Here is a 25,608-nt window from a genome sequence, read left to right on the forward strand (position 1 = left end):
GTTTCGTGTCGGCGCAGGCGCCGAGGAGGGCGCGGAAGCCTTGAGCATCGTCATCCCGCCACCGAACGTCACCGGCTCGCTGCACATGGCCATGCGCTCAACAACACGCTGCAGGACATTCTGGTGCGCTTCGAGCGCATGCGCGGCAAGAACGTGCTGTGGCAGCCCGGCATGGATCACGCCGGCATCGCCACGCAGATGGTGGTCGAGCGCCAGCTTATGGAGAAGCAGATCCACCGCCGTGACCTGACGCGCGACGAGTTCATTGAGAAAGTCTGGGAGTGGAAAGCCGAATCCGGCGGCGCGATCTTCAACCAGTTGAAGCGGCTGGGGGCCTCGGCCGACTGGAGCCGAGAACGTTTCACCATGGACGAGGGCCTATCCAAGGCGGTGCTCGAAGTGTTCGTCACGCTCTACAAGGAAAGGCCTGATCTACAAGGACAAGCGCTTGTCAACTGGGACCCGAAGCTCTTGATCGCGAGTCCGATCTTGAGGTCGAACAGCAGGAGGTCAACGGCAACCTCTGGCATTTCCGCTACCCCGTCGAGGGCGAGGTTTTGGATCCGGAAAATCCTAAAACCTTCATCACCGTGGCGACGACCCGCCCGGAGACGATGCTGGGCGATATGGCGGTCGGCGGTGCATCCCGACGACGAGCGTTTCCGGCATCTTGTCGGCAAGAACCTCATCCTCTGCCGATCGTCGGCCGCAGGATCGCGGTGGTGGCGGACGAGTATTCTGATCCGGAGAAAGGCAGCGGCGCGGTCAAGATCACGCCGGCGCACGACTTCAACGAATTTGAGGTCGGCAGGCGCCATAAGTTGCCGGCGATCAATATTCTCACCATAGAGGCGGCGGTCACCCTCACGGACAATGACGACTTTCTCGCCGGGCTGGAGGTGACGCCGTAGCGCCATGCGGTCCGGGACGAGCTCGACGGTCTGACGCTTACATCTCGCCGAACTGGTATCCAAGCAAGCATGAATTCCATAACCAGGTGCCGACGTGGAACTATCTCGTCGTCCACGCCCACGGACGCATCACTGTCCGGGATGATGAGCGCTATGTGTGCGCCGTAACGTGGCGAAGCTCACTCACATGCATGAAGCCTCGCAGCCTGCCCCGTGGAAGATGGGCGACGCGCCGAAGGACTTCATTGACACGATGGTGAAGGCGATCGTCGCCCTGGAAATCGAGATCACCACCCTGATTGGTAAATCAAAACTCAGCCAGAACAAAGAGGTGCGCGACATTCAGAACGCTGGTGAAATGCTGAATGCCCGAGGCGTCAATGGGATGGCAGAAGCGATGCTCGCGGCTGCGGCGGCCAAATCCCAATAGCAACTATCTTGTCCCGACAAGCCGCTGGTGCTGGATTTCCAACGGGTGACCTTGAGAGACAAATGCTTCGGCTCGCCGGAAACGCGACCAGCATCTGACCACCCGCTATGCGGCAGATGGACAAGAACTCAGGCCGCCATCGCCAGCCACATCCGCGATGCCGCCGGATCGATGGAAGCTGCTTACCCCGCCAGCCTCTCCGGTCATGCCGCCTGCGTCGTTAATACCTTGAACAGCAGCCTGGCGGTTAAACCGCCTTGCGTGTTCGGTATGGCGGCACAGCGGTTTGGAGATCGGAGCCGACTGGCAGCGAACGCCACGCCCCACGGTAGCGATGCCTCGCAGCCAGGTTGGATGACCAAGCAGCGGCATGTGCGGCAGGCTTGCACCCGCTTCAGATGCGAGACGGGTCAAGACAATCATCCTGCACAACGCCACGCGGCGGTGAGCCGGTTTCGAAAAGGGCCGGCCCCGGCCGTTCATACAAGTGGAGTTGGGGGCGCGGGGCCGGATCAAGCCTATCGCGTTGGACCCGCCGGGACCGCGCGTACATCATCCCGGCAACGCCAGGCGCTCGCCTGGCGTCATGCGGGCTTCGGCTTGGCGCGCCGAATGTCTGGACCGGCATCGCGGAGCAATGGCGCACCAGTCTACGACATGGTGCGTAGTCGCCATGCTGCCCCTGGCCAGATCGTAGATGACCTCGGCTTGTTCGCCATGGCGAGCCGAAGCACGTTGACGGCCGTGCCGGGTGATGCGCCGTCCCAGACTATCATCCCAAAATCGGCGCGCGCCATCTCCCGGTCTTTGGCGGCGTAGATCCAGTATCCTCTAGCGCCTTCAGGAGACGGGACCCGGTAGGCAGCCCAGTCGCCCAGATCATTGCGGGGTTCCTTGGCCGCATGGAAGACCCCGACATGTTTGTAGCCGTAGCCCGCGAGCAGGCCCTGCGCCTCGGCATCGGCTCCAGACGCGTCGCCAATCAGCACGCCGTGCACGGCAACAACGATTGGGCGGATCCGAGCGATGGCAGGTTCCGGCAGCTCAAATATCTCGCGTGAACCCCCTATGAATATCATCGACATCATGACTATCCCTTCTCTCCAGGGCTCCCTCGCTCTGACCGCCGTCTCCCTCTGGCCCTGCGTGAGGGGTCACCCGAACGCCGAGACGGCGAAGCCGGCTCGGGGAGCGGCGGGACGCCGCAACTAGAGCCCGGTCGGCGGCAGGCCGGCGCGCAGACCTGCCGCTTCCGGAGGCGCTACGCGCGCGGAGCTAGTGGCCTTTGTCGGCCAGCCAGAGGCTCACGTCCTGGATCGAGCGCATGAGCACCGACGGATTGTCCCGCGCGGGAATGAAGCCCCAGCTCTGCCAGTAGCGCTCTGCCTCGGCGTCGATCGCCCGCACCACCACCGCGCGGCCGCCGACGATGTCGGCGCCGGCGACGCAGCGATACAGCGCGTCCTTGACCAAGCCGCTACCGACGCCTTGTCCGGCATAGCGGTGGTCGACGGCGAGTTGTCCGATCAGCAGGCAGGGGATCGGATCGGGCGGGCGTCCGGTGCGGATGGCGCGCGGTGCGCTATTTGGCTGGATCACGCCCGGCGCGAGGCCGTAATACCCGACGACTGTTCCCTCGTCGTGAACGACCAGGACGCGGGTAAACCCGCGGGCCTGGTTCGTTCGCGCGAAGCCGGCCAGCCAAGCATTGAGCGCCGGCTTGCCGCAATCGAAGCTGTCGAGGCGGTGTGCGTGGTCGAGGAGCTCGATGCCTGAAAGCGCCACCTAGCTGTCCCAGGGCGGGGACCGACGCAGCCGCTCGGCCGCCTTCGTCGGGGGCGCAGCGGCCGGGGCTGAGATCGCCTGCATGAAGGCGTCATAGGCTTCCGGGGACACGCGGATGACGGTTTCGTTGAGGATGGCCGCCTGCGCCTCGTGCAGCGCGGCGCGCCGCATGAACTCCGTGCGCGACAGGCCGAGCAGCTCCGCGCCGCGGTCGATGATGGTGAGATCATCGTCGCGAAACCGCATCGAGACGGGTGCTTCCTTCCTGGTGGGTCTGGTGGCCATGGCGCGCTCCTGTGCTGCGAACGTATATACGTTAGTGTAACGCGGAACGCAATACTACGTTCCCTGGCGACGTTTCGTGGCGGATGGTCTCAGGATTTCTCGCCGGATCGGTTCTTCTCGGCTTCTCGCCCCAGTCGCCATTGCCGCAATCCAGAGCAAGGTGGCTTTGGTCAGCTCCGGCGGATCAATTACGGCTTTAGGAAGTGCATTTGTTTTTGGCGGCCGGATGAGCGGGTCCAGAAGCGAAGTCGCTGCCATGACTGTCGCCGGACGAGCCCCGGCTATCCCGAACCTGATGAACATCTGACGCGATGGCGACTTTCGGGCCGTCACGCCACAAAGGAGGAACGGCTATGAAGGCTGGGCGGCGGCACTTTCATTCTCAGGCGCCGCTCTATGCCACCTGTCGGCCAATGTGACATCGCCACTGCGGTCCTTCGAACAAGTCGATTCGATTCTGAATTTCGGCCTTTAGATGATTGTAGCGATTGAATCAGCGACAAGGGCTGGGCAATCGCGGTTGTGGTGACCGCGAGCCACTAAGCTTGTGCCGTACCCTTACAATGATTCATCAAGGCGTTTACCTCGGCAATCACGAGATCCGGCGTGATGTCGAACTTGCATCGGACTTTGACCGGACAATGCCGCACTTGGTCCAGACCACATCCGCGACATTCAATAACACTCATAAGCATGCTGACCAAGGGACCTCGAAACCCCCAAATCTCCGGTAGATGTGACGCCGTGAAAATGCCGATAGTAGGGCGGCCAAGCTGGGCAGCGACATGGCCGGTGCCTGAATTGTTCGAAACGACGAGCGCTGCCGAATTCACGAGACAATTGAATTCCAATTCTGACAAGTCGACAGCCGTCCGAATGTTCGCGGCTCCACGTTCCCTAGCTATCTTCGCAACCTCCTCAAGCGCTTCCAGGCATTCGCCACGGCCAACGAGGACCACCTCACCACGGGTCGAAAGAGCAGCGACAACTTTGCCAAAACTTTCAATCGGCCAATCTCGCAGGCTGGAATTGGAGAACGGAGCCACGACAATCGGGGCATTGCCTGTAGTCGAATTCTGTGGGTGACCCGCTCCGCTTTCGAAATAGGCAGCTGCCTTTGCGACCAGAAAGAGGAGGATTTCTGACACATGCTGGAGACGCACCTGCTTACGGTCAATGAACCAATCAAGCCATCTACGGGGGATTTTGTTAGCAAGCCCTATTTTTTGGACCAGCTTGTAGAAAATGGTTCTGCGCAGTTTCAGATTGAATGGCGCTATCGCAATATCGATCTGATGCATGCTGTACGGATCAACTATCGCCGCACGGTGCCTGGCGGGGACTTCAAGCAAGATGGGCCTTGTTTCTTCCGGAACACGCATATCAATGGCAAGATCAAACTCGCCGGTCAGCAGCGGCCTTATGTCGGCGGCTGCTTTGCGCGTTTTGACTTTTGGGTTGCGAGGAAAAAAGTCAAAAGCAATGTGATCGTCGGCGAGGTCGAACTGTTTTGCAGTAGCCATGTTCCAGCTTCCCACCACCAGCGTAATGTGGGCATGCGCAAAACGCTGACGAAGGTCCTTTAGGGGCCCTAGAGACATCCAAAAGTCGCCGACATGATCAAGCTTGAGGACCAAAATTCTCATCCTTGCGCTTGACTGTTCCGGCTCTTCCCAGCTGCGGTATATAATTTGATTGCGGTCGTGCTTTGTAAAATATGCCATTGCCATTCCGAAGATTATACGGTCAACACTGATAGCCCAGTGACGCGTGTGTAGGGTTGGAGTGCTCCCCACTTGTCCGCGTCTCCGCAAGAATTCTGCCATCAGATCCAAGCCGCGCTCCAGCAGGAGCTGTCGGGCGAAGTCTGCATCTCTAGCGGTGGTAGCGCGCCAAGAAGCCAGCTATGTCCCGACCCGCAATGTGAAGGGCTTCGTCACGGTCTTGCATGCAGTGAGTTCGAGAAACGCCGAGTAGACAGCGTTCGCCAAGCCGCCGTCCCCAGATCTCGAGCATAACGGCAGTGGCCTCGCTCTTTGGTCGATGCTGATCCTGAATGAGACCGTCGCCGCCGGCGACGACATCGCCGGCCGGATTGACCGTCTCCTGCACGCCCTGTCGCTGTGGTCCCGCATCATGGTGGTTACAAAGGACCCGCCGCAGGCGCTTTTTTCTGCGCGTCCGGGTCGTCCAACATGAAGTGGACGAATCAACCCTGTGATGAAGTCGACCGCCTGACAGCGGTGAGCGTGGATGCGGCGTCGATGAACACCTTTATTCGCCGAGCTTGGATAGCGGCATCCCTATCACGCTGAGAGCCTGTTATGCTGGTCCAGCGTTTGATCGCAGTCTTGATCCATGCGAGCAGCTTGTGAGGGATGCAACCGAACGAGGCGCTGCTCCCACAGTCGTCGCAGGCCCTCCATCACAGCGTCACGCTTAGCCTGATCCGGCGCAATTGTATTGAGGAGATCTCCCAACATGGCTTCGCCCTCAATCCGCATCAGCAGATTAAACAAGTCGTGTGAAATTCGCACGCTGTCACTGCTGAAGTGGGTCGTGCTGATCTCGCAGTGGGTCTCCCGACGATCTGGCGCTTTGTAAGCGCGGGTTTGATGGAGGGACACATAGGGCGGCAACGAAACCGCAAGCGCAGTCCAATCCTGCAGCGTTGCAGCCCGCTTTTTTACCAGGAAGGGCCCGACCACAAGTCCATCCAGCTCTGTCGTCAGAAAGGTGGCAATCGCGTCTGCAACCGAATCCACGATCGGTTCGGCATTGTTGTTAAAGGACGTATTGAGCAGAATTGGAGTGCCTGTGCGCTTCTTGAACGCATTGATGACCTCCCAGTACGCGGGATTGGCGTTGCGCGATACTGTTTGCAGGCGAGCGGTACCGTCGACGTGCGTGATGGCACCGAGCAAGGCGCGCTTTGAGTCACGCACGCGAACGACGAAATTCATGAATGGAAATTCGCGCTTGCCGTCCGGGAGGTCGAAAAATTCGCTCGCATCCTCCTCCAGCACAGATGGCGCGAAGGGCCGATAGCCTTCGCGCTTCTTGACCATCGCATTGATCCGGTCCTTGTTTGCGGCGGGCCGAGGGTCGGCAAGAATGCTGCGGTTGCCCAGCGCACGTGGCCCAAACTCCGAACGACCCTGCACCCAGCCGATCACGGCGCCGTTGGCGATCCAGTCGGCTGCACTGCTTGCCACGTCATCAGAGCGTTCAACCTCGAGATGTCCGGCCCATGCATTCAGTTCCTGTTGCACGGCGCGCTCGCTCCCGAGATCAGGACCCCAATAGACCTCCTGCAGTCGCTCACACGGCGCGGGGCGGCCCATCTCGTTAGAGACTATCAGCGCAGCTCCCAATGCGCAGCCAGCGTCGTGAGACGCGGGTTGCACGAAAATGTCTTCGAAAAGCCCTGAATACAGCAGCTTACCGTTCATCGTGCAGTTGTGGGCCACCCCCCCCGCCAGGCACAACCGCTTCATGCCGGTGGCCTCACGGTGATGCCGGAGAATGTGGAACACGATCCGCTCAAGCGCTTCCTGCAGTGACGCACTCACATCTCGATGCTGCTGGGTGAAGGGCATTCCCTTTCGCCTGACCTCGATATTGCGGAGCAACGCCGGACCGATGCGGTCGAGGTGAACACGGTAGCCACCGCCGTTGGCGGAGAGCTCGTAGAACTGCTCGAAGAGCTCGCGATAGGGAGCGGGGTCGCCGTAGGGCGCGAGTCCCATTACCTTATACTCGTCGAACAAGCCGTAGCCGAGATAGCGGATCGTCTCGAGATAAAACAGCCCAAGAGAATTGTTCTCGGGGAAAGCCTCGAGTTGCGTAATTTCTGTGCCAGACCCTACCGCCAAGAGGCCCGATAGGAAATCACCAGAGCCATCAATCGCTAGAATGAGACTTTGTTCGAAGCCCGACATTGCAAAGGCGCTCACGGCGTGCGCCTGATGATGACTTACGAATGAAATACGCGAACTGTCCAACTTAGTGCCGAACTCACGCGTTAACAGATCCTGCACCAACGTTTTAGCATCCAACGGAATGGAGAGAATGTCCGGGTGGGATGCGGACATACCTTCAAGCATGGCGTTGGCATAGGGCTCGCTGGCGTAGAGCGCGACACGATCAATGTCGTTGAGCTGAACCCCCGCCGCTGACAGACAGTATTGAATCGAACGAATTGGGAGCTTGTTGGAGTGTTTCATCCGATTGAGGCGTTCCTCTTCGACGGCTGCTATCACCCGTCCGTCTCGGACGAGCACCGCGGCGCCATCGTGCATAAAGGCGTTCCGAAGCTCGAATCGGTTTTCATGGACTTGGTCAAGTCCGCCGCTAATTCCTAGACACAGCATTTCTTTCTCCACATAGTGACGGGCAAGCCAAATTGGCCTGCCTCAGACCGTTTCCAACTAAATAGGCCGCGTTGTCGCTTGCAGCTGCAACCGCCTGTCAGGCATCACCGGCATCAAAGAACGCCTCATAAGGGTCCGCCTGAATCAACATGAGATGCTTCGATCGTGGCGCCTGCCGTTCCATGACGCCGAGAGCTTGGCTGGATCATCGAATCTTGAGCGGCTGCTGACTTGCATGCCGGCGATGCCGTTTTCATCTGCAGCACGAACTTGTGACGCGGGCTGCCTATATCCTTGCGAAGGGGCGGCTGTTGACGAATAATGCCGCGCCGTGAACTGGCCCGATTTCATTCCCCGAAAGACCGTCGCACAGGCGAGTGACATGTGCTGCACTGTCCGCCTGCTTCCCGGTCGCACATCCGATAACGCCTTCGCTTGTGCAGGAGGCCGCATCGCGTCATTCGTCGGCCAAACATGGCACCGACTGGAAGCCCGGCAATACCGCGTAGATGTAAAGTGCGCTGATGTTGTATGGTAGCGCTGCCGGCCGGGTCTCCAATCCGCTGCCCAAACGAGCGGACTGCCTGCGGCAAAAAGCCCGCCACAAGCAGAATCGCGCTGGGCAGCTGGCTCGCCTGCAAGACTTCGCAGCTCAGGAACATTGGGGACGACTAGCGTCGAACCGCCGGCATGATCGGCCAGTTGCAACTCACTTCTCGGCACGACCTCCACTGCACGTCAGGGCGCATGGAAGATTTTCTCCTTTGGATGGGTGACCGGTGCGGACGTGCTTTTGTCCATGCAAGATTTCCGAAGAGTTATGAAATCGTTTGTTTCGATCAAAGTCATCCACGCTATGAATAGCTGCCGGACATGCGCTTCAAAGGGGCTTCAGGCTTCCCGGATGGCTACTCCGATTCGAAGCGCGTGGCATTCCATGCGCTCTATCACAACATTTTTCAGCAAAGGGTATGAGAGCAAACCCACACTTCTTTTTCAGAAGTCGCTTCGAAGCAGCCGAGGCCTTGATGGGCTTCTTCACCAAGTTCGGCGATGGTGCCGCAGACATTCTTCCTCTTTCCGGGCTGACCAAGCGCAGAGTTCGCGCCTTGGCAGTGTATCTGGGCGCTCCGTCTGATCTTGTTGAAAAGATTCCGACCGCCGACCTGGAGAACCTCGTCCCGGTCTCACATACGATGAGATTGACGACTTCCTCGAAGGCCAAGAGATCAACGAAGCGGCGCACAGGCGCATACTTCATGCGCATTCCAGCACAGCCCATAAGCGAGCGCTTCCCGTCACAACCATTGCCATGACGGGTTCGATATTTAGGCATCGGCAATAGCGTCTCAACATACACGATCGATGGGCTTGCCGCAGTTAGGCAGCTAGCGGCCTGAATTACCGCTGGAGCGAAGCGCTGCTCTTTCAGCCCGCATGCGGTCATGAGGTTGACAGTGTCGGCACGTATCGCCGAGGCCAGCACGCGAACTCATTCTCCCTGAATGCCTGCTCTATCGATCTTCCGCAGCGTACCCACTTGACCGGTCGCTTCGACATTCCAGGCACCTGGATTGTAGCCGATCCTTGCCGCTCTCCTTCGGCCGGTCGCAATGCTAGACGTGCGGCCGTTACGCGATGCAGAGCTTGTTGTCAGATGCGTGATGCGAAATGTGAGATGCAGCTCCAGTTTGGCGATGGCAGGCTCGCCGCATTGTTGATAATATCCGCACAAAACAGGCGCGCAAATGACATCGGATTCAGAGAAGGCTGAGGCGGTCGAGCAGTTGCTTGATACACCTGACCTTGCAACCGCACTGGAAAGCGAACAGTTCAAGAAATTCCTCGACCAGGTGCCGATCGCCATAGCCGTTTCGGACCTTGCCGGTGAAGAGCGCGTGGTCTACGCCAATCCGGAATTCGAGAAACTGTCAGGCCTGACAGCCGCCAGGCTCACCCAAGAAAACTGGGTGGCCCTTTTAGGCACGGGCCTCCATCAGCAAAAGGACAGGCCGCTAGCCGAGGCCGTGGTCGAGGGAACCGATTTGGTCGGCACCTTCAAGCTGGAGCGCGGAGAGGACAAACCCGCGATCGTCGACGTTTATTCGAACGTGATCGAAGACGACAACGGCAAGGTGTGCTTCCGACTGGTGGCCCTGGTCGACGTATCCGCCCATGGCGAGGCGGGAGATGAGCGCTCGGCGGAGGAGCGTGTTAGCGAGAAAGACACGCTGCTGCGCGAACTGCAGCACCGGGTGAAGAACAACCTGCAGATGATCACCGCGCTGATCCGGCTGGAAAGCCGCAACGCGACCGAGGCCGACCGGAGACGGTTTGAGCGGCTCGCCGGTCGCGTCGACGCTCTGGCGATCCTCTACCAGACGCTAACTGCCGACGAGCCGAAGGAGGAGGTCGACCTTGGTGTGTATCTCAGCCAGATCGCGTCCGCGGTGATGAGCTCGCATGCAGTCGAGGGGATCCGGCTGGATATGAAGGTGGATACATATCCGGTGTCAATAAACGTCGCCATGCCAGCGGGGCTGGTCGTGAACGAATTGCTGACCAATTCACTCAAGCATGCCTTTCGGGGGCGCGACGGCGGCACGATAACGCTGCACAGCATCGTCGATGGCGACGGCTGCCGGGTTATAGTGGCGGACGACGGAATCGGCCTGCCGGAAGGCGAGATGTGGCCCAAGCCAGGCAAGCTCGGAGCGCTGATCGCGCGATCGCTGACCGAGAACGCCAAGGCGCAGTTAGCTGTCGAGTCGAGCGCCAACAAAGGGACGAAGGTGACCATCGTTTTCAAGCGGTCGGCGGCAGCAAGCTGAACGGTTGCTGTCGACTAGCAGGCTGGCGGCTGGCTTCATGTCGCGGCTTTGAGCAGGTGGCTGCAAATAGGCTAGGTCGCCCTTCACGGCCTGCTTCACATGGTCGAGGGCTTCCATTATGCTCCAGGCTTGCTGCTTCTGACTTCGGCGGCCAGTCCATCCCCACCTAGCGGAAGGCACTCCCGCCTGATTACGTTGCGGCTTGAGTCTTGACGGCGGGGGCACCTGACGCCTTCGCGCTCATCACGCGCGGGCCGGCAATTCAGCAGCGAGTCATCGCTTGGCCAATCTTGCCGAGGACGAAGGTCTAACCTACAAATAAAATTGGTCCGACTGTTCGTGGCCCGAGTAACCGCGAATTTGCGCTATCGGGACAGGAGAGCAGTGCTGTAGGCAAACCGCGATGCGTGCATTCGTTCGATTGGTTCTACGATTATCCTGACGCCTGGGGTGACCAGTTGCACCAGTATTTCCTACTACGCGCAATCTTTGTAGGGTCATGTGCAGATCATCGCGGCCCGCCAAGACATCGGAAAACTGATCGACGATCCTTCAACCCCTGAGATATTGCGCGCCCGAATGGCATCGGCGGCCGCCATATAATAGTTTGCGGCAAAGACGGCCGCGATCGAACGGCTGAGGACGCGCTCGCCAACAGATTGCGCGACAGACGATGGGGTGGATACCGCGGATACGACGCCTGGTTCGATGCTCCGATCAACAACGCGAAGCTCGCCGCGACTTCCGTCTACAGCGATTCGGTTCAAAGGCTTGGCGCGTTGGACAAAGCTCGCCGCGCCGAAGCGCGATGCATAGAAGCCGGGATAAGTCGCCCGAACACAAGTCGAACAAGCGGAGTGGTCGACCGTTTCGTCCTCCCCGGGGACGAGCCGGTTGCTCTGGCCTGGGGCGACCTGATGGGTCTTGCGGAGCACCGTCTCCAGCATGGCGATCAGGTCTTCGGGAAGTATGGCCTCATTCTGCACAGACGGTTTTGCGTGGCTGTTACGGATGCCGGCGGGCACGGTGGCGATATGGCGGTCCTTTCGATCGAGCGGCTCGCCACGCTGCGTATAATTCCACGCCAGGGAGGAGAGACGGCGCTCGATCGTCGCCACAGAGTTTGGTTTCTTGTCTCCTGTAACCTTTCTGGATGCACAGGCCGTGATGTAGAGGCCGACGGTCTGCGGATCAGGCGGCAACACCTCCGAGGTGCTGCCGGCGCGCCCAGGCGCAAAAAATCCGCTCTCGACCGAGCGGCGTCAGACCGGTATTCTTATGGATGTTCATCCGGTCCCCCTGGAGTCACTGAAGCTTCGACAATCTCAGCTTTCCCGGTTCGGACCGGATGGACAAGCTACTGAAAGCTCACAACTAGCTACCAATGCGATCAGCTTTCGGGCTATCGGGCGCATCCAGGGAGGATGGGTATGTTCTTGGCTAACGGGCTCAAGCTGCGGGACCGCGGGTGCACGCTGGCACTGATGTTGGCGATTATATGTGTATGTGCGCCTGCACTGGCGGCAAACGCGTCGGATCAGGCGTGCCGGTCCATCGCCAAGCTCAAAATTCCAAGCGTGATCTTTACCGAGGCTAGCCTTCAAAAGCCGCAGGAGATCCCCGCAGATCCCTTCACTGCATTCACCGGCGCCTCGCCTCAGGCGGTAAAAGTGGGCGGGCACTGCCTTGTCCGAGGTGTTATCGGGAAACGCCAGGGGGTCGATGGTCAATCATATGGCACCCGGTTTGAGGTGCGTCTTCCGACGACCTGGAACGACATGTTCCTTTTCCAGGGCGGCGGCGCAGTTGATGGCTTCCTGGCGCCGGCCGTCGGGACCATTCCTTGCCGGAACTCGACCGCGGCTCCCGGGCTCTTGCGCGGCTACGCTGTTGTAAGCATGGATGGCGGGCACCCAAGCCCCGATCCGGCTTTCGGGGTCGATCAAGCCGCACGCATTGATTTTGCGTACGCCTCCATTGGCAAAGTCACTTCGGTCTCGAAGCAGGTGATTGCAAAGTTCTATGGGGCGGCTCCGAAAAAGTCGGTGTTCATGGGATGCTCGAATGGCGGTCGTGAGGCGTTGATAGCGGCTCAGCGATATCCGCTCGAGTTCGACGGCATTGTTGCAGGTAGCCCGGGTTTTCGTCTCAGTGCCGCCAACATTGCCGAAGCCTGGGATACTCGCCAGTACATGAGCATCGCTCCCAAGGATGAGGCCGGCCATCCCATTCTGTCCCGCGCCTTCTCCCAGCAGGATCTGAACATCGTCGCCAAGGCGGTTCTCGCTGCCTGTGATGCCCGCGATGGCATTGAGGATGGCGTCATCAACGCCTGGCAGCAGTGCCGGTTCGACCCAAAGGTCCTGTCCTGCCAAGGCGATAAGACGGACAGCTGCCTCACGGCTGGTCAAGTGCAGGCCATGAGCCGCGCGTTCGCGGGTCCGGAAAGCTCCGATGGCGAAAAGCTTTACAGCGATTGGCCATATGATACGGGCGTTGCGGGCGCGGACTGGAGAATGTGGAAGCTGGGCAATTCCCCCACTTCCCAGTCGGATGCAAATAACATCGTTCTGGGAGCCCGCTCGCTTCAATACTACTTCATGACGCCCCCGGCGCCGAATTTTGACCCCCTGAAGTTCGACTTCGACAAGGATCCGGCACGCGTTGCGGATACGGCCAAGCTCAATGATGCGACCGGCACGTATCTCGCCAGCTTCGCTGCCCACGGTGGAAAGCTGCTCTTGTTTCAGGGACTTTCCGATCCGGTCTTCTCAGCCAACGATCTGGTGCGCTGGTACAAGCAAGTCGTCGAGGTCACAAGCGGCGGCGATTTGGAAGCGACTCGCCGTTTCGTGCGCATGTTCATAATCCCGGGGATGACCCACTGCGGCGATGGCCAAGCCTTCGACGACTTTGATCCTTTGGCCGCCATCGAGGGCTGGATAAACCAAGACAAGGCTCCGGATTCTCTCGCGGCTGGCAGCAAGGCATTCCCCGGCAAGCACCAGCCGATCTGCGCTTATCCCACTCAAGCTGCCTATGGCGGTAAGGGAAATCCCGATGAGATCGCGAGCTATTCGTGTCGGGGATAAGAGACCTCGTCATTTGTTCGCTTCAATCTGCGCGCATTCCCGGAACAGGTCTCCCGGACCAAGGATCGGTTGGAAAAGCTAAACCCGGAATTTGTGGGCCGTGCCATAACGCAGTTGATGATCATGCCTGACTACGAAGCGTCGGCCGCCGATAGTCTGGACACAGCGCTCGCTGTGCTCGATGAGGTAATTGTTATCGGCTGAGATCTGACCGCCTCATCCCAGCGGACAAAACGGGGGCATCAGAGCCCGGACGCCTTGGTGAGATTTACGCGGAAACGATCGCGCCGGCGCTGATAATTTCGCGTCATCTCCGCGGAGGCATGGCCGAGCTGTTTTTGCACATAGCGTTCGTCGACCTCGGCCGACGAGGCGAGGCCGGCGCGCAGTGAGTGGCCGGCGAATTTCTTGGCCCGTTCGCCCTCCGACAGATCGCCGCGCACGCCGGCGGCGAGCGCCGTGCGCTTGACCAGGCGTGCGACCTCCTGGTCGTTCAAGCGATCGGCACCGACGGCTCTGCCTTGACCAGCAACGCGCCGAAACAGCGGTCCGTGCGCAATGCGCGCCAGTCTTAGCCAGGTCTGCAGAGCGACCACAGGGCAGGTGGCGTCGGAGGAGCCGCGGCCGATTTCGACCTCGCGCCAGCCGGTTTTGCCGCGCAATGTGACAAGCAGACCCTTATCGGCAAAAATCTCGACCCAGCCGCGCCCGTCCTCGGTCTGATCCCTGCCGACGTCGAGGCCGACGATTTCGGATCGGCGAAGGCTGCCGGCGAGACCCAAAAGCAGCATGGCGCGGTCGCGCAGACCACGCAGCGTGCCGCGGTCGAGGGTCTCGAACATGCGATCAGATCCTCGGGCAGGATCGCTTCCTTCTGCCGGGGAGGGGAGGCGTGGGTGTTGCGAACGCCAGCCATCACCGTGGCGATATGCCGGTCCTTGCGGTCCAGCGGCTGGCCGCGCTGGGCAAAATTCCAGGAGAGCGACGAAAGCCGGCGCTCGATGGTTGAAACGGTGTTGGGCTTTTTGTCGCCAGTGGCCGTACCTGACGCGCAGGCGGCGATATAGAGCCCGACGACCTCAGGATCGGGCGGGAACATCTCGATGCCTTGGCGCCGGCACCAGCTCGAAAAATGCTTCCAGTCGGCTGCGTAGGCGCGGCGCGTGTTGGCCGAACTCGCCGCCTCGATATAATCGCGCGCGCGGCCGGCGAGCGCCTCAAGATGCGCAGGCAGGCTGGGATTGGCAATGGCTGGAAGGGGAGGGGACGAGGCTAGGTCGGCATCGCCCATCTGCATGACGATATCGATGATGTCGGGCAAAGCCGCGGCGCTTTGTGTGTGAAGCTTGTCCGAAATTCGTAGCATGTTTCGGACATCTTGACCGTCACTTCGTCCGAAATCGGACCACAGATTTCGGACAAAGCCCCGGCATCAACCCGCCAATATCTCGATCTGCCGTCGCCGCTGCAAACGTCGCCTGTGAGAGGCGAGCCGCCTCTAAACTGGTCGTATATCCCGATTAATAATAAGAATGTAGTCAACTTCCATATTTTAGAGGGCACGCATGCTGCCACTCAACCGGCCTGATCACCACACAAAGTGAGGAAGAACCTGGTTAGGTGCAAAGCGACAATTGCCTCGACAGCGGGTCCCGGAAGGTTTATGCTGCCCAGTCTTACCGCAATCCGAAATGGCGATTGAGTACCTTCACGAGTGAAGGGATTCCCGCGGTCTTAGAGATGAGTTGTCGAATGGCGCGAAGTCGCACAGAATCGCGAAGTCGCACAGAATCGTGTGTTTGATACCGATCAGGATCGCGAGCTATTTCAGGCGCAGAGAGGTCTTGCGCCCGATGCACGAGTTGCTCCCGGTCCAACGGAAGTGAATGGGGTGGAACTGCTTTGTCGACCAAATTGTTGACGGAACGTCCGGCGCCCATTGTTGCTACATGTCTGGATTCTTGGGGCGTTTTGGATGATGCAATCCACCATCTCACTCCAAAGGGCAGTGGAATCTGGAACAATGTCGCTTTTGTACGCAGGACATCCTTCGCGCCCGATTGGCATATTGTCTTTAACTCTGCTTCTATTTTTGGGCTCCCTGTTGATATCGAGGCGAGTCCAAACAGGACAATTTTTGCAATCGGCGAACCGCCGACGAAAGCTCATCGCGCATTTCATGAAGGGCAAGGGAAAAATACCATCGTCCTGACGTCTGACGCAGAGCTGGCTGCTCGGCAGAATGCAGAGCGCCGATTCGTTTTGTCTCCACCTATCACTCGGTCTTGGTCTGTAACAAAGACATATGACCAACTTCTGGTCAGCGAAGTCGTGGACAAGCCGCTTCGGCTCTCATGGATTACCAGTAACATCGCCCTGCTTAAAGGGCATCGATATCGGCTGGCGTTTCTGGAACGGCTGAGAGAGGAGCTCGATTTTGACCTGTTCGGCCGAGGTTTTCGGCTGATTGGAGATAAATGGGACGCACTCGCACCGTACCGTTACAGTATAGCTTTCGAGAATACTCGTGCTGATTACTATTTTACAGAGAAGCTTATGGACTGCTTCGTTGCTGAAACAATGCCGATCTATTACGGCAGCCCGGCAATCACGAGGTTCTTCCCTTCCGACTCAATGGTTCTGATTGACCCAGAGGACAAGAACGTAATCCAAAAAATTCAAGAAATCATCGACTCGGACCTCTGGAAGGAGCGTCGCGGCGCAATACAAGAGGCGAAGCGGTTGGTTCTTGAGAAATACAATACGTTTGCTTATCTCGCGGGCTTCATCGAAAGCGTTCACGATAAACCCTTACCGCCGGAAGTTATACACATCGGTTCGCCTGCGGTCGATTTTGGGACAGACGAATGAAGTACTCCAACGCTCGCTTCGCGTGCCCGGCGGTTGGTGGTCTGGCGAGATCGGTACGGAGCGCTCGGCGGAGAATGCCTACCTGCGCAGACGGGCCAGCACGGGCGCACGAGGTCATGCGCCCCCGGCTGCCGCTGATCAGACGAACTGGGGAAGGCCAGGAACGGAATTGAGGACCTCGTCCACGAGTTCGTCGCCGGCATGTTCCTTGGCGAAGGCGATCGTCTCGTTGGCGATGGCGGCGATCTTTAGAATGCTGAGACCCTCACTCATCAATTGCTGGCCGAGCCCCATGAGGCCGCCTCCGCCCTCTGGGTCGTTGCCATGATACTTCGCCACTAATTCCGAAGCTCCGGGAATGGCCGCGATCATGCGCGCAACGGGACCGTCGGCCGCGTGGCGTTGCAGGAAACCCAGCATTAACCCAACGGCCTTCTCTGCGAGAGCCGGGCCGATGCCGGCACCAGTGGCGATGCGCGATAAGAATTCTTCCATGGCAGGGTTCGTCTCTCTTTAATGAGGTTTACACGGGGCCGGTCCGGCGCCCAAAGCGCCCTTGGCCGAACCACAATTGAACTCCACAAAAATAGGCCGGCGGAAGTGCTATTGCAACTGCGCGTAAAACCGCCTCTGTCAACGCAAGCTGCGTCGGACGTGCGTATTTCGCAAAAACGGGACAGTCGTTCCGCTAAATCGCGGACAGCAGTTTCACTAAATCGCGGACAGCAGGATGGGGTCGACCCCCGGTTGCCTGGTTGAACTCATTTGCGATTGATTTCGCCGTTTTCGGCGCCGGTCAAGGGCGGCGGTGTTTTTTGCTTTCTCATGCTGTCGCCTTCGAGGGTGATGCGATGGGCGTTGTGGATGATCCGGTCGAGAATGGCGTCGGCTATTGTCGGCTCCGCGAATGCTTCATGATGCACCTTTCCTTGATCGCCTGGTCCGTTGCAGTCGGCGTTGAAGTTGATCGATCTGGTCGCTGGAAAGGTTTCCGCTTGGCCGCGGGCGTCACCATTTCTTTCCCACAAGATCCTTCAACGCGGCATTGTCGAGCATGGCGTCGGCCAAAAGCCGCTTCAGCCGCGTGTTCTCGTCCTCCAGAGCCTTCAGTCGCCGAGCCCCGCAGACATCCATCCCGCCGAAGCGGGCCTTCCAGTTGTAAATCGAGGCGTCGCTGACCCCGTGCTTGCGGCACAGATCGGCAACCGATACCCCGTGACCTGCCACGGGTAATTTCCTCCATCTGAGATTAGAGTCCGGCCTCGATTGAAGGACGGACTGATGAAGAGAAAGCGGTGTACGGAAGAGCAGATCATCGCGGTTCTGCGTGAGCACGAAGCGGGGGCGAAGGCGGGCGACGTGGCGCGCAAGCATGGGATCTCCGAGGCGACGCTGTATAACTGGAAGGCGAAGTATGGCGGGATGGGCGTCTCCGATGCCAAACGGCTGAAGGCCTTGGAAGACGAGAACGCGAAGCTGAAGAAGCTGCTCGCCGACCAGATGCTGGAAGCCTCGGCACTGCGCGAGCTTCTGTCAAAAAAATGGTAGGGCCCGCCGCCAAGCGCGAAGCCGTCGCGCATCTGCAGGCCACGATGGGCCTGTCGGAGCGTCGGGCCTGTTCCTTCGTCGACGCCGATCGTAAGATGATCCGCTACCAGTCTCGCCGAGCGCCAGAGGCGGCACTGCGCGGCCGGCTACGCGACCTGGCCAACGAGCGCCGGCGCTTCGGCTATCGGCGGCTGTTCATTCTGCTCAGGCGCGAAGACGAGGCATCGGGTATCAACCGCATCTACCGGCTATACCGCGAAGAAGGACTGGCCGTGCGCAAGCGACGCTCCAGGCGCCGAGCGGTAGGAACGCGGGCACCGATCCTGGTTCAGGCGAAGCCGAACGCGCGCTGGTCGCTGGATTTCGTCCATGATCAGTTCGCCTGCGGCCGGCGCTTCCGCGTCCTCAACATCGTCGACGACGTGACGCGCGAATGCCTGGCTGCGATCCCGGACACCTCGATCTCCGGCCGCCGGGTGGCGCGTGAACTGACGGAACTGATCGCCCGGCGCGGCAAGCCGGGCATGATCGTCTCCGACCACGGCACCGAGTTCACCTCGAACGCGATCCTCGCCTGGTCGAAGGATCATCAGGTGGAATGGCACTTCATCGCGCCGGGCAAGCCGATGCAGAACGGCTTCTGCGAAAGCTTCAACGGGCGGATGCGGGACGAGTTGCTGAACGAAACCCTGTTCTTCGGCCTCGACCATGCCCGAACAACCATCGCCGAATGGGCAGACGACTACAACCGATCGCGCCCACATTCGGCGCTCGGATACATCACGCCTGCGGCTTATGCCGCCAATCTCATCGCAACGGACGATCGGCTGCGCAACCCCGACCAGCTCCGCCGATCACCCGTTGCTCAACCCGCGCCATACGGCGTAAAACCCGCCGAGGCTCTAACTGCAGCCGGATGAAAATTCAGTGGCAGGTCACCCGGCCTCATGTTCCTTCAAAATTCCGATGATCTGCTCTTCAGAGAAGCGGCTACGTTTCATGTCCTGGTCCTCTCGATGGGCCAGAACGAACTTCAAACCGGATTAGATAAGAGGGGCAAGGTCAAGGTCGATGACTCAACTGTTGTGTGGGGAGAGCTCTTACTTCTCATTCGCTCCAAATGCGGACGCGGCGCACGAGCTCGGAAGTTGAGATCCCGTAGCGATCGTGAAGCGTCGGCAGCGCGCCAGCGTCGAGGAACTCGTCGGGCAGGGCGATCTGGCGAAAGACTGGGGTCACTCTCTCGCGCATCAGCAGCGCGGCAACGCCTTCGCCAAGGCCACCAATGATGGTGTGGTTCTCCGCCGCCACCACCAGCCGTCCCGAACGGCGCGCGGCAGCGAGTATCGCCTCCGTATCCAGAGGTTTGATCGTCGGAACGTGCAGAACGGCGCAGCCGATCCTGTCGGCTTCAAGCGCCTTCGCGGCCTCCAGCGCGCGCATGGTCATCAGGCCGCTGGAAATGAACAATACGTCCGCGCCCTCGCGCAGCATTCGCGCCTTGCCGATTTCAAATGTATAGTCGTCTTCGTCGAGCACGACAGGAACCTTACCGCGCGAAAGCCGCATGTAGACCGGCCCGTTGTAGTCCGCGATCGCCTCCGTGGCCTGTTCGATGTCGAGCGCGTCGCAAGGGTCGATGATCGTCAGGTTCGGCATCCCGCGGAAAATCGCGATGTCCTCCGTCGCCTGGTGGCTGGGGCCGTAGCCGGTCGTCAGCCCCGGTAAGGCGCAGACGATCTTCACATTGAGTTTCTCCTCGGCGATCGCCATGCAGATGAAATCGTAGGCACGTCGCGATGCGAAGACGGCGTAGGTGCTGGCGAAGGGCGTAAAACCCTCCCGCGCCAAGCCGGCGGCGGCGCTCATCAGCACCTGCTCCGCCATGCCCATCTGATAGAAGCGGTCCGGATGCTCCTGTGCGAAGACATGGAGATCGGTGTATTTCGCGAGGTCCGCCGTCAGGCCAACTATCCCGGGCCGCTGGTGCGCCAGTCTGGCCAGTGTGTGCCCGAACGGCGCATTGCGTGTCGGTACGCCATCGGGCGCGATCGACGCGATCATCGCCGATGTGGTCTTGCGCTCACCGGCATTGGCGGCGTGGCGCGGCGCGAACTTTGACAACTTCAACGCGGACGTCCCTTTTCCAAAGCTTCGAGCGCTAACGTCCATTCGTGCGGTTCGACGCGGATGAAATGCGTGATGTCGCGGGTTTCCAGGAATGGCACACCCTTGGCCATGCGCGTATCGCAAACGATCACACGCGGACGAGGTTCCTTCAGGCCGCGCGCCATGTCGAAGGCCTTGCGGACCGCCTCGATGTCGTTGCCGTCGACGCGCTGCGCATGCCAGCCGAACGCCTCGAACTTGTCGGTCACCGGTTCGGAGGAGAGCATGGCCGTCGACGGACCATCGGCCTGCTGATTGTTGAAGTCGACAATGGCAATGAGATTGTCGAGCTTGTGGTGGGCGGCCGACATCGCGGCTTCCCAGGTCGAGCCCTCACCGAGCTCGCCGTCGGACAAAAGATTGTAGACGAAACTGTCGCTTCGCTTGCGCGTCAGCCCCATGCACATGCCAACGGCAATGCCAAGGCCGTGACCGAGCGAGCCGCCGGTGATCTCCATGCCGGGCGTGTATGGCGCCATGCCGGACATCGGCATACGGCTTTCATCGCTGCCATAGGTTTCGAGCTCTTCCTCCGGCAGCACGCCCGCTTCGATCAGAGCCGCGTAGAGCGCGAGCGCATAGTGTCCGATCGACAGCAGGAAGCGGTCGCGTCCCTCCCACAACGTGTCCTCCGGCCGGTAACGAAGCGCATGGAAATAGGCGACGGCAAGCACGTCGGCGACACCCAGCGCCTGTCCGACATAACCTTGGCCCTGGACTTGACCCATCCGCACGGCGTGTCGGCGGATACGATAGGCTCGTTCGGCCAGGCTGACATTGCTGCCAGCGCGAGGCATCTCAAGCTCCGTTGTCCACTCAGCCATGGATTAGCATCCCACCGTTGACATCGATCACGGCGCCGGTGATGTAGCTGGCCAGATCGGAAGCCAGGAAGAGATAGGCGCCGGCTACGTCGCGCGCCTCGCCCAGCCGGCTGAGCGGGATTCCCTTGATGATGTCGGCGCGCATGGCGTTGGTCAGTTTGCCGCCGGTGATGTCGGTCTGGATCAGGCCCGGTGTGATGCAGTTGACGCGGATGCCTTCGGGACCGAATTCGCGCGCCATGGCCTTGGCAAGCCCCAGAACACCCGCCTTGGCAGCCGAATAGTGCGGGCCACCGAAGATGCCGCCGCCGCGCTGGGCCGAAACTGACGACATGCAGATGATCGAGCCGCCGCCATTTTCGCGCATGTGCGGGATGAATGCCTGGCTGAGATGGAGCACGCCGCGTAGGTTGACATCGAGGATGCGGTCCCAGTCAGCCGCGCTGATCTCCAGCGTCTTGACCGGCTGCGTGACGCCCGCATTGTTGCAGAGCACATCGATCCTGCCCAAGGTTTCTGTCACTTGCGCCGCCGCCCTCTTGCAGGCGTCGAGGTCCGCGACGTTGCACGCAAGGCCGATATGGTCGGGTCCTAGCGACGCAGCGGCATCACGCGCTTGCCCGTCATCGAGGTCGAGTATTGCAACGCGAGCCCCGTGCTGTACCATCAGCGCTGCCGTGGAGCGGCCAATTCCCCGGGGGCCCGCGGCCCCCGAAATCACCACGGCCTTGCCCTTCAGCAACAAGTCGAACTCTCCTGCTATTTCTGTTTGCCGGTGATCTAAAGTCGGTAGAACCGGGCGGCGTTGTCATGGAACAGCGCGAGCCGCTCCTCGTGCGGGTGGGCGATCGTAATTTCCTTGAAGGCGTTCAAAATGGCGTCGAAGCTCGAGAACAGCTTGTCGACGGGGAAGTTCGTCGCGAACATCGAGCGGCCGACGCCGAAGGCTGCGATCGCCTCCTCGATGCTCGGCGCCGTCGACCTGCATGCCGGTGTGATTGAGAATGATCTGCACGTCGGGAAAGTCGCGCGCCAGTTCGAGGAACTCGCTCATCTGCGGATAGTAGAGCTGCGGGTCGAAGCTCAGCCCGCGCTTCGCCAGCTCCCGGAAGCCGCGCCGCCATTCGGGCGTACGACTGACCTCCGGCCGCGCCAGATAGGTCTCGGCGGGGTCGGGATGATAATTCATCGGCTGCCGCATGCCGCGGAAGTTCGGATATTCCATGTGGCGGTCGAGGAGGTCGCCGACGTCGGGTTGGGACAGGTCGGCATAGCCGACGATGCCATGGGGAAAGCCTCGCTTATTGGCGATCTCCTGCAGCCAGCGCGTTTCCCCAACCGGATCGCCGGGATCGAGAAGCAGCACTTCGGCTCCGGTGGAAGGGCACGAGCGATCCGGACGATCTGGCCTTCGTGGAGGGACAATTTGCGTGCCGGCATTATCGATGATCGCTTCGCCGATCGCTGGGTCGATCAGCTGGAGCGCTCCGAGCGCAGTTTCGCGCGTGCGGCGACGGCTGATCTGCGACCAGCCCGACCTCGCATGCACAATGCCGATGTTTTCCGCGACCGGACAGCTCGGGCAACAGCGCCAGCTCCTGATGCACCACCGCGCTGATCGGGCTGTTGTGGTCGGCCTCCGACGAGGCGAAGCCAATCTCGCCGGCTTCGCGTGAGGTCAGCCCTGTGACGATGCGGATGAGAGTGCTTTTGCCGGCGCCGTTGCCGCCCAGGAGCGCGTGGATTTCGTCGGCCCGGACCTGAAAACTCACACCCCGCAGGACACGGGTTGCGTCATAACTCTTCTCGATATTGGCAGCTTCGATCAGGGGCTTCCTGGTCAATACCTGTCCAACTCCCGGCACGTTGCCGGCGCTACCCAAGCTTTGGGTTGAACTCGGCTCCATCCTGTATCTCCTTCCGGGACCACTGTGCGACCGATTGACATTCGGCTCAATTTTCGTTTCTTAACATTCTGTGTAGCTGAGCTTAACTGACGAGGACGAGGTCAGACATCAAGTTCAATTCGATGACGCATTTCGAGGCAGTCGCGCGGCTCGGCGGCGTGGCAAAGGCCGCTCAGGAATTGCAGGTGACACCTTCGGCGGTTAGCCAGCAGCTGCGGCTGCTCGAACACCAACTCGGGGTGCGGCTTTTTCAGCGCGAAAAGCGCCATCTCTCGCTCACGATCGACGGTGAGCGGCTCTTCCAGACCACGACCCAGGCTTTCGAATCCATACGCGAGGTGCGTAATGCCATTGTGCGGCAGCGCGAAAGCTTCCAGCTTAGCCTGCGCGTCAGTCCTTCCTTCGGCGAGAAATGGCTGGCGCCGCGGTTGGCCGAGTTCAGCAAGGGCTATCCGAGCTGGAATTTGCGCGTCGACGCCACGCCCAATTTCTCGGATTTCGAAACGGAGGTCATCGATCTCGATCTTCGTTATGGCGACGGCGGCTGGGCCGGCCTTTATTCGGATTGCGTCGTCAACGATCTGATCCTGCCGATGTGCTCGCCTTCCTATCTTGCCGAACTGCGCGCGATCTCACCGGATCCGCGGGAGCAGCTTCGCCATGCGCGGTTGATCGACAGTGTGAAGGCCTATTTCCGGTGGGATTATTGGCTGCCGTGCAACGGTATCCAGGGCGCCCGCATGACGTATCCCTATCGTTTCGACCGTTCGTCAATGTCAGTTCAACTGGCGAAGGACGGTGCAGGTGTGGTCCTGGAAAGCACATCCATCGCATTCGAGGACCTGGTGTCGGGTTCTCTGGTTCCGGTCTCGATAGAGTTCGAGGTCATCGAGTTTCCGGGATACTGGCTGGTCTGTCCTTCGCGGCATATGAACCGGCGCGCGGTTCGCCTGTTTTCGGACTGGGTGTCACGCGTGGGTAAGCGCGACACCGATCTGGCTCGCCGGTTTCTGGCGGATAAGCAACTGCGCATATCGTTCGAACGACGGCCTCATTTCGGGGCACGGGATGACAAAGCGGCGCCAATGGCGTGAACAGTTCGGCGTTCAAGACATGGCAAGACGAAGATTGACAGCACGTTGCGGTTGAGGAGCTGGCAAAACCCAGGCTGTGTGCAAGCGAATGGGTTGGCCCCGCTTTTCATTTTCCGCGTAGCCTGTGCCTGTGGCTGCCCGCGCCACAAGGCATTGGTGCAAAATGTGGCATTAGGCACAATCAGCTCTTTGATGCCGCCTGCTATGTCGGCCTTGCCGGGCAGCGAACGGACTCCGGGCGTGCGCACGCCGTCATGCGGTTGAGAACGGCGCAGCCGATGGCGACCTCGGTCTGCTGAGCCGAAAAGGAGCGGGCTCGCAGGCGACGTCCGATCAGCCCCTTGTAGCGCCCGACGGCGGTCTCGATCAGGGCGCGCTTGCCATAGCCGGTGGACGCCTGCCAATTCAGCCTTCCATCATTGGCGATCGCCGTGATGTGACCGTCCCTTTGACCGGGTGGTCCGGTGTCATCACTCTCCACGGCCGTTGAACGTGGCGGGATGACTATCCTTGCGGGGACGCTGTGTTGCAGCACCGCGCAGTAGGTGGGACCGCCATCATATGCTCCGTCGGCCGTGAATTGGTCGATCTCTGCGTCGATCCGGTCGAGCAGCGGCTTCACCTGCGTGGGATCGTCGCCGTCCTGGTCGGTCAGACAATGGGCGATGATCTCGCCGCTGTCGGCATTGAGAACCAAATGCAGCTTGCGCCAGGTCCGGCGTGATCTGGCACCGTGCTTGTCTTCCAGCCATTGGCCGGCGCCGTAGACTTTCATCCGGTGCTATCGATCAGCACATGCAGCGGACCGTCCTCGGATGCCGCTGCCGCTTGGCCGATGGTTCCCATATCTGCGCCCGGCGGCTTAGCGTCGTGTGATCGGGAACCGGTAGATCAAGCCCCATCAGATCGAGCAGCGAGGTCGCCAATCCCTCGCTCTGGCGCAGACGAAGCCCGAAGACGCATCCCAGTGTCAAGACCGCCTCGATGGCGAGATCGGAATAGCGGGGCTGGCCGCCGCGGGTCGGTCTTCGCGGCGCATGCCACCTGGCCAAGGCTTCTTCTGTCAACCACAGCGTCAGACTGCCGCGCCGCCGAAGGCCCGCCTCGTATTCCGGCCAGTTTGTCACCTTGAATTTCATCTTCGCGACTCGGTGACGGCGGCTGGCATTGTGTTTGTAGGGTATCGGGCGAAGATCATGTCGTTGGCGATCTCGCCTGCCTATCGGCAAACCCTTGAAAAATGTTCCACGCACCAACGCCTCGACAAACACCTTTCTTCATACATTTCCCGAACGACCCCCAGCGCAAAGCCTCCCCATGAGAAAAGAGCATCCCATGTCTTTCACGCCATTGATTGCCCCGAGATCAAGGCCCGCTACCGGGATTTTCATCTGATCAGCATTGTGGTGCGGAACGCTGGAATCGACGTGCCGGATGCACAGGCGTTGAACGACACGATTGCGGCGGCGGAACAGGCGGCGCTTCGCG

General features: G+C 60.1%; 20 protein-coding genes and 9 pseudogenes. 12 read left to right on the plus strand and 17 right to left on the minus strand.

Annotated features, from left to right (window positions below):
- Window position 1: 1 nt before the first annotated feature.
- The 3 genes and pseudogenes from NKH78_RS29685 to NKH78_RS29695 form a co-directional block, all read left to right on the plus strand.
- Window positions 2-905, plus strand: a pseudogene (locus NKH78_RS29685) (class I tRNA ligase family protein); the annotation flags it as partial.
- 92 nt (window positions 906-997) lie between these two features.
- A complete protein-coding gene (locus NKH78_RS29690) occupies window positions 998-1,171 on the plus strand; it encodes an FMN-binding negative transcriptional regulator (protein ID WP_352468507.1) in 174 nt (57 codons plus the stop codon).
- The gene (locus NKH78_RS29695; RefSeq protein ID WP_352884904.1) at window positions 1,099-1,341 is read left to right on the plus strand and encodes an FMN-binding negative transcriptional regulator; all 243 of its coding nucleotides are present in this window, start codon (window positions 1,099-1,101) and stop codon (window positions 1,339-1,341) included. Before NKH78_RS29690 ends, NKH78_RS29695 begins: the two co-directional genes overlap by 73 nt.
- Before the next feature lie 650 nt (window positions 1,342-1,991).
- On the opposite strand, the gene NKH78_RS29700 is transcribed toward NKH78_RS29695, so the two are convergent.
- The 4 genes from NKH78_RS29700 to NKH78_RS29715 all read right to left on the minus strand — a co-directional run bounded on the left by NKH78_RS29700 (window position 1,992) and on the right by NKH78_RS29715 (window position 5,135).
- The gene (locus tag NKH78_RS29700; protein ID WP_352671311.1) at window positions 1,992-2,426 is read right to left on the minus strand and encodes a hypothetical protein; all 435 of its coding nucleotides are present in this window, start codon (window positions 2,424-2,426) and stop codon (window positions 1,992-1,994) included.
- 190 nt (window positions 2,427-2,616) lie between these two features.
- A complete protein-coding gene (locus tag NKH78_RS29705; RefSeq protein ID WP_352453588.1) occupies window positions 2,617-3,126 on the minus strand; it encodes a GNAT family N-acetyltransferase in 510 nt (169 codons plus the stop codon).
- Window positions 3,127-3,411 (minus strand): type II toxin-antitoxin system TacA family antitoxin, encoded by a 285-nt coding sequence (locus NKH78_RS29710; protein ID WP_352884906.1) that lies wholly within the window; start codon window positions 3,409-3,411, stop codon window positions 3,127-3,129.
- 539 nt (window positions 3,412-3,950) lie between these two features.
- The gene (locus NKH78_RS29715) at window positions 3,951-5,135 is read right to left on the minus strand and encodes a glycosyltransferase family 9 protein (RefSeq protein ID WP_352884908.1); all 1,185 of its coding nucleotides are present in this window, start codon (window positions 5,133-5,135) and stop codon (window positions 3,951-3,953) included.
- A 319-nt stretch (window positions 5,136-5,454) separates the two neighbouring features.
- Here NKH78_RS29715 and NKH78_RS29720 point away from each other — a divergent pair, with 319 nt between their 5' ends.
- On the plus strand, window positions 5,455-5,610 hold the full coding sequence (locus NKH78_RS29720) for a hypothetical protein (protein WP_352808486.1): 156 nt from the start codon (window positions 5,455-5,457) through the stop codon (window positions 5,608-5,610).
- Between the two features lie 107 nt (window positions 5,611-5,717).
- Here NKH78_RS29720 and NKH78_RS29725 read toward each other — a convergent pair whose 3' ends face one another.
- Complete coding sequence (locus NKH78_RS29725; protein WP_352803912.1) at window positions 5,718-7,784, minus strand: carbamoyltransferase family protein; 2,067 nt, start codon at window positions 7,782-7,784, stop codon at window positions 5,718-5,720.
- A 1,013-nt stretch (window positions 7,785-8,797) separates the two neighbouring features.
- On the opposite strand from NKH78_RS29725, the pseudogene nadE reads away from it, so the two are divergent.
- Window positions 8,798-9,129, plus strand: a pseudogene (gene nadE, locus NKH78_RS29730) (NAD(+) synthase); the annotation flags it as partial.
- A gap of 147 nt (window positions 9,130-9,276) precedes the next feature.
- On the opposite strand, the gene NKH78_RS29735 reads toward nadE, so the two are convergent.
- Window positions 9,277-9,651 carry a hypothetical protein gene (locus NKH78_RS29735; RefSeq protein WP_352884920.1) on the minus strand — a complete coding sequence of 125 codons (375 nt, stop codon included), beginning with the start codon at window positions 9,649-9,651 and terminating at the stop codon, window positions 9,277-9,279.
- Between NKH78_RS29735 and NKH78_RS29740 the strand changes: the two genes are divergently transcribed.
- Together NKH78_RS29740 and NKH78_RS29745 are read left to right on the plus strand one after the other, a co-directional pair.
- Window positions 9,533-10,615: a sensor histidine kinase gene (locus tag NKH78_RS29740; RefSeq protein ID WP_352884909.1), complete on the plus strand. Its 1,083-nt coding sequence runs from the start codon at window positions 9,533-9,535 to the stop codon at window positions 10,613-10,615. The two genes, NKH78_RS29735 and NKH78_RS29740, sit on opposite strands and share 119 nt — an antisense overlap.
- 659 nt (window positions 10,616-11,274) lie before the next feature.
- Window positions 11,275-11,340, plus strand: a pseudogene (locus NKH78_RS29745) (hypothetical protein); the annotation flags it as partial.
- Between the two features lie 195 nt (window positions 11,341-11,535).
- On the opposite strand, the pseudogene NKH78_RS29750 reads toward NKH78_RS29745, so the two are convergent.
- A pseudogene (locus NKH78_RS29750) lies at window positions 11,536-11,854 on the minus strand (integrase); the annotation flags it as partial.
- A 191-nt stretch (window positions 11,855-12,045) separates the two neighbouring features.
- Between NKH78_RS29750 and NKH78_RS29755 the strand changes: the two are divergent.
- Window positions 12,046-13,707, plus strand: coding sequence for a tannase/feruloyl esterase family alpha/beta hydrolase (locus NKH78_RS29755; RefSeq protein ID WP_352493621.1), 1,662 nt, complete (start codon window positions 12,046-12,048; stop codon window positions 13,705-13,707).
- A 242-nt stretch (window positions 13,708-13,949) separates the two neighbouring features.
- On the opposite strand, the pseudogene NKH78_RS29760 reads toward NKH78_RS29755, so the two are convergent.
- Window positions 13,950-15,073, minus strand: a pseudogene (locus NKH78_RS29760) (site-specific integrase).
- Between the two features lie 536 nt (window positions 15,074-15,609).
- Between NKH78_RS29760 and NKH78_RS29765 the strand changes: the two are divergent.
- On the plus strand, window positions 15,610-16,578 hold the full coding sequence (locus NKH78_RS29765; protein ID WP_352453731.1) for a glycosyltransferase family 10 domain-containing protein: 969 nt from the start codon (window positions 15,610-15,612) through the stop codon (window positions 16,576-16,578).
- 138 nt (window positions 16,579-16,716) lie between these two features.
- Here NKH78_RS29765 and NKH78_RS29770 read toward each other — a convergent pair whose 3' ends face one another.
- The 3 genes and pseudogenes from NKH78_RS29770 to NKH78_RS29780 form a co-directional block, all read right to left on the minus strand.
- Window positions 16,717-17,073 carry a hypothetical protein gene (locus NKH78_RS29770; protein WP_352453730.1) on the minus strand — a complete coding sequence of 119 codons (357 nt, stop codon included), beginning with the start codon at window positions 17,071-17,073 and terminating at the stop codon, window positions 16,717-16,719.
- A gap of 266 nt (window positions 17,074-17,339) precedes the next feature.
- Window positions 17,340-17,495, minus strand: a pseudogene (locus NKH78_RS29775) (ATP-binding protein); the annotation flags it as partial.
- 71 nt (window positions 17,496-17,566) lie between these two features.
- Window positions 17,567-17,805, minus strand: a pseudogene (locus tag NKH78_RS29780) (transposase); the annotation flags it as partial.
- 54 nt (window positions 17,806-17,859) lie between these two features.
- Here NKH78_RS29780 and NKH78_RS29785 point away from each other — a divergent pair.
- Window positions 17,860-19,046, plus strand: a protein-coding gene (locus NKH78_RS29785; protein ID WP_352884911.1) for an IS3 family transposase whose coding sequence is annotated in 2 segments (ribosomal slippage) — window positions 17,860-18,112 and window positions 18,112-19,046 — 1,188 coding nt in all. Because the reading frame shifts where the segments join, the coding sequence is not laid out codon by codon here.
- A 187-nt stretch (window positions 19,047-19,233) separates the two neighbouring features.
- Here NKH78_RS29785 and NKH78_RS29790 read toward each other — a convergent pair.
- The 5 genes and pseudogenes from NKH78_RS29790 to NKH78_RS29810 all read right to left on the minus strand — a co-directional run bounded on the left by NKH78_RS29790 (window position 19,234) and on the right by NKH78_RS29810 (window position 23,026).
- On the minus strand, window positions 19,234-20,256 hold the full coding sequence (locus NKH78_RS29790; protein ID WP_502899471.1) for a transketolase family protein: 1,023 nt from the start codon (window positions 20,254-20,256) through the stop codon (window positions 19,234-19,236).
- A complete protein-coding gene (locus tag NKH78_RS29795) occupies window positions 20,253-21,092 on the minus strand; it encodes a transketolase (protein ID WP_352884912.1) in 840 nt (279 codons plus the stop codon). The genes NKH78_RS29790 and NKH78_RS29795 overlap by 4 nt, the downstream gene beginning before the upstream one ends.
- 19 nt (window positions 21,093-21,111) lie before the next feature.
- Window positions 21,112-21,864, minus strand: a complete 753-nt coding sequence (locus NKH78_RS29800; RefSeq protein ID WP_352884914.1) for an SDR family NAD(P)-dependent oxidoreductase — start codon at window positions 21,862-21,864, stop codon at window positions 21,112-21,114.
- A 35-nt stretch (window positions 21,865-21,899) separates the two neighbouring features.
- Window positions 21,900-22,668, minus strand: a pseudogene (locus NKH78_RS29805) (amidohydrolase family protein).
- Entirely contained in the window at window positions 22,559-23,026 is a 468-nt protein-coding gene (locus NKH78_RS29810) for an ATP-binding cassette domain-containing protein (RefSeq protein WP_352884915.1), read from the minus strand. Before NKH78_RS29810 ends, NKH78_RS29805 begins: the two are co-directional and overlap by 110 nt.
- A 122-nt stretch (window positions 23,027-23,148) precedes the next feature.
- Here NKH78_RS29810 and NKH78_RS29815 point away from each other — a divergent pair, with 122 nt between their 5' ends.
- On the plus strand, window positions 23,149-24,120 hold the full coding sequence (locus NKH78_RS29815; RefSeq protein ID WP_352457357.1) for a LysR substrate-binding domain-containing protein: 972 nt from the start codon (window positions 23,149-23,151) through the stop codon (window positions 24,118-24,120).
- A gap of 202 nt (window positions 24,121-24,322) precedes the next feature.
- On the opposite strand, the pseudogene NKH78_RS29820 reads toward NKH78_RS29815, so the two are convergent.
- Window positions 24,323-25,304: pseudogene (locus NKH78_RS29820) on the minus strand (IS5 family transposase).
- A gap of 12 nt (window positions 25,305-25,316) precedes the next feature.
- Here NKH78_RS29820 and NKH78_RS29825 point away from each other — a divergent pair.
- Window positions 25,317-25,608: hypothetical protein (locus NKH78_RS29825; protein ID WP_352884917.1), on the plus strand; the 292-nt coding region annotated here is incomplete at its 3' end.

This window comes from Mesorhizobium sp. M0910 (assembly GCF_040319465.1).
Classification (GTDB): Bacteria; Pseudomonadota; Alphaproteobacteria; order Rhizobiales; family Rhizobiaceae; genus Mesorhizobium.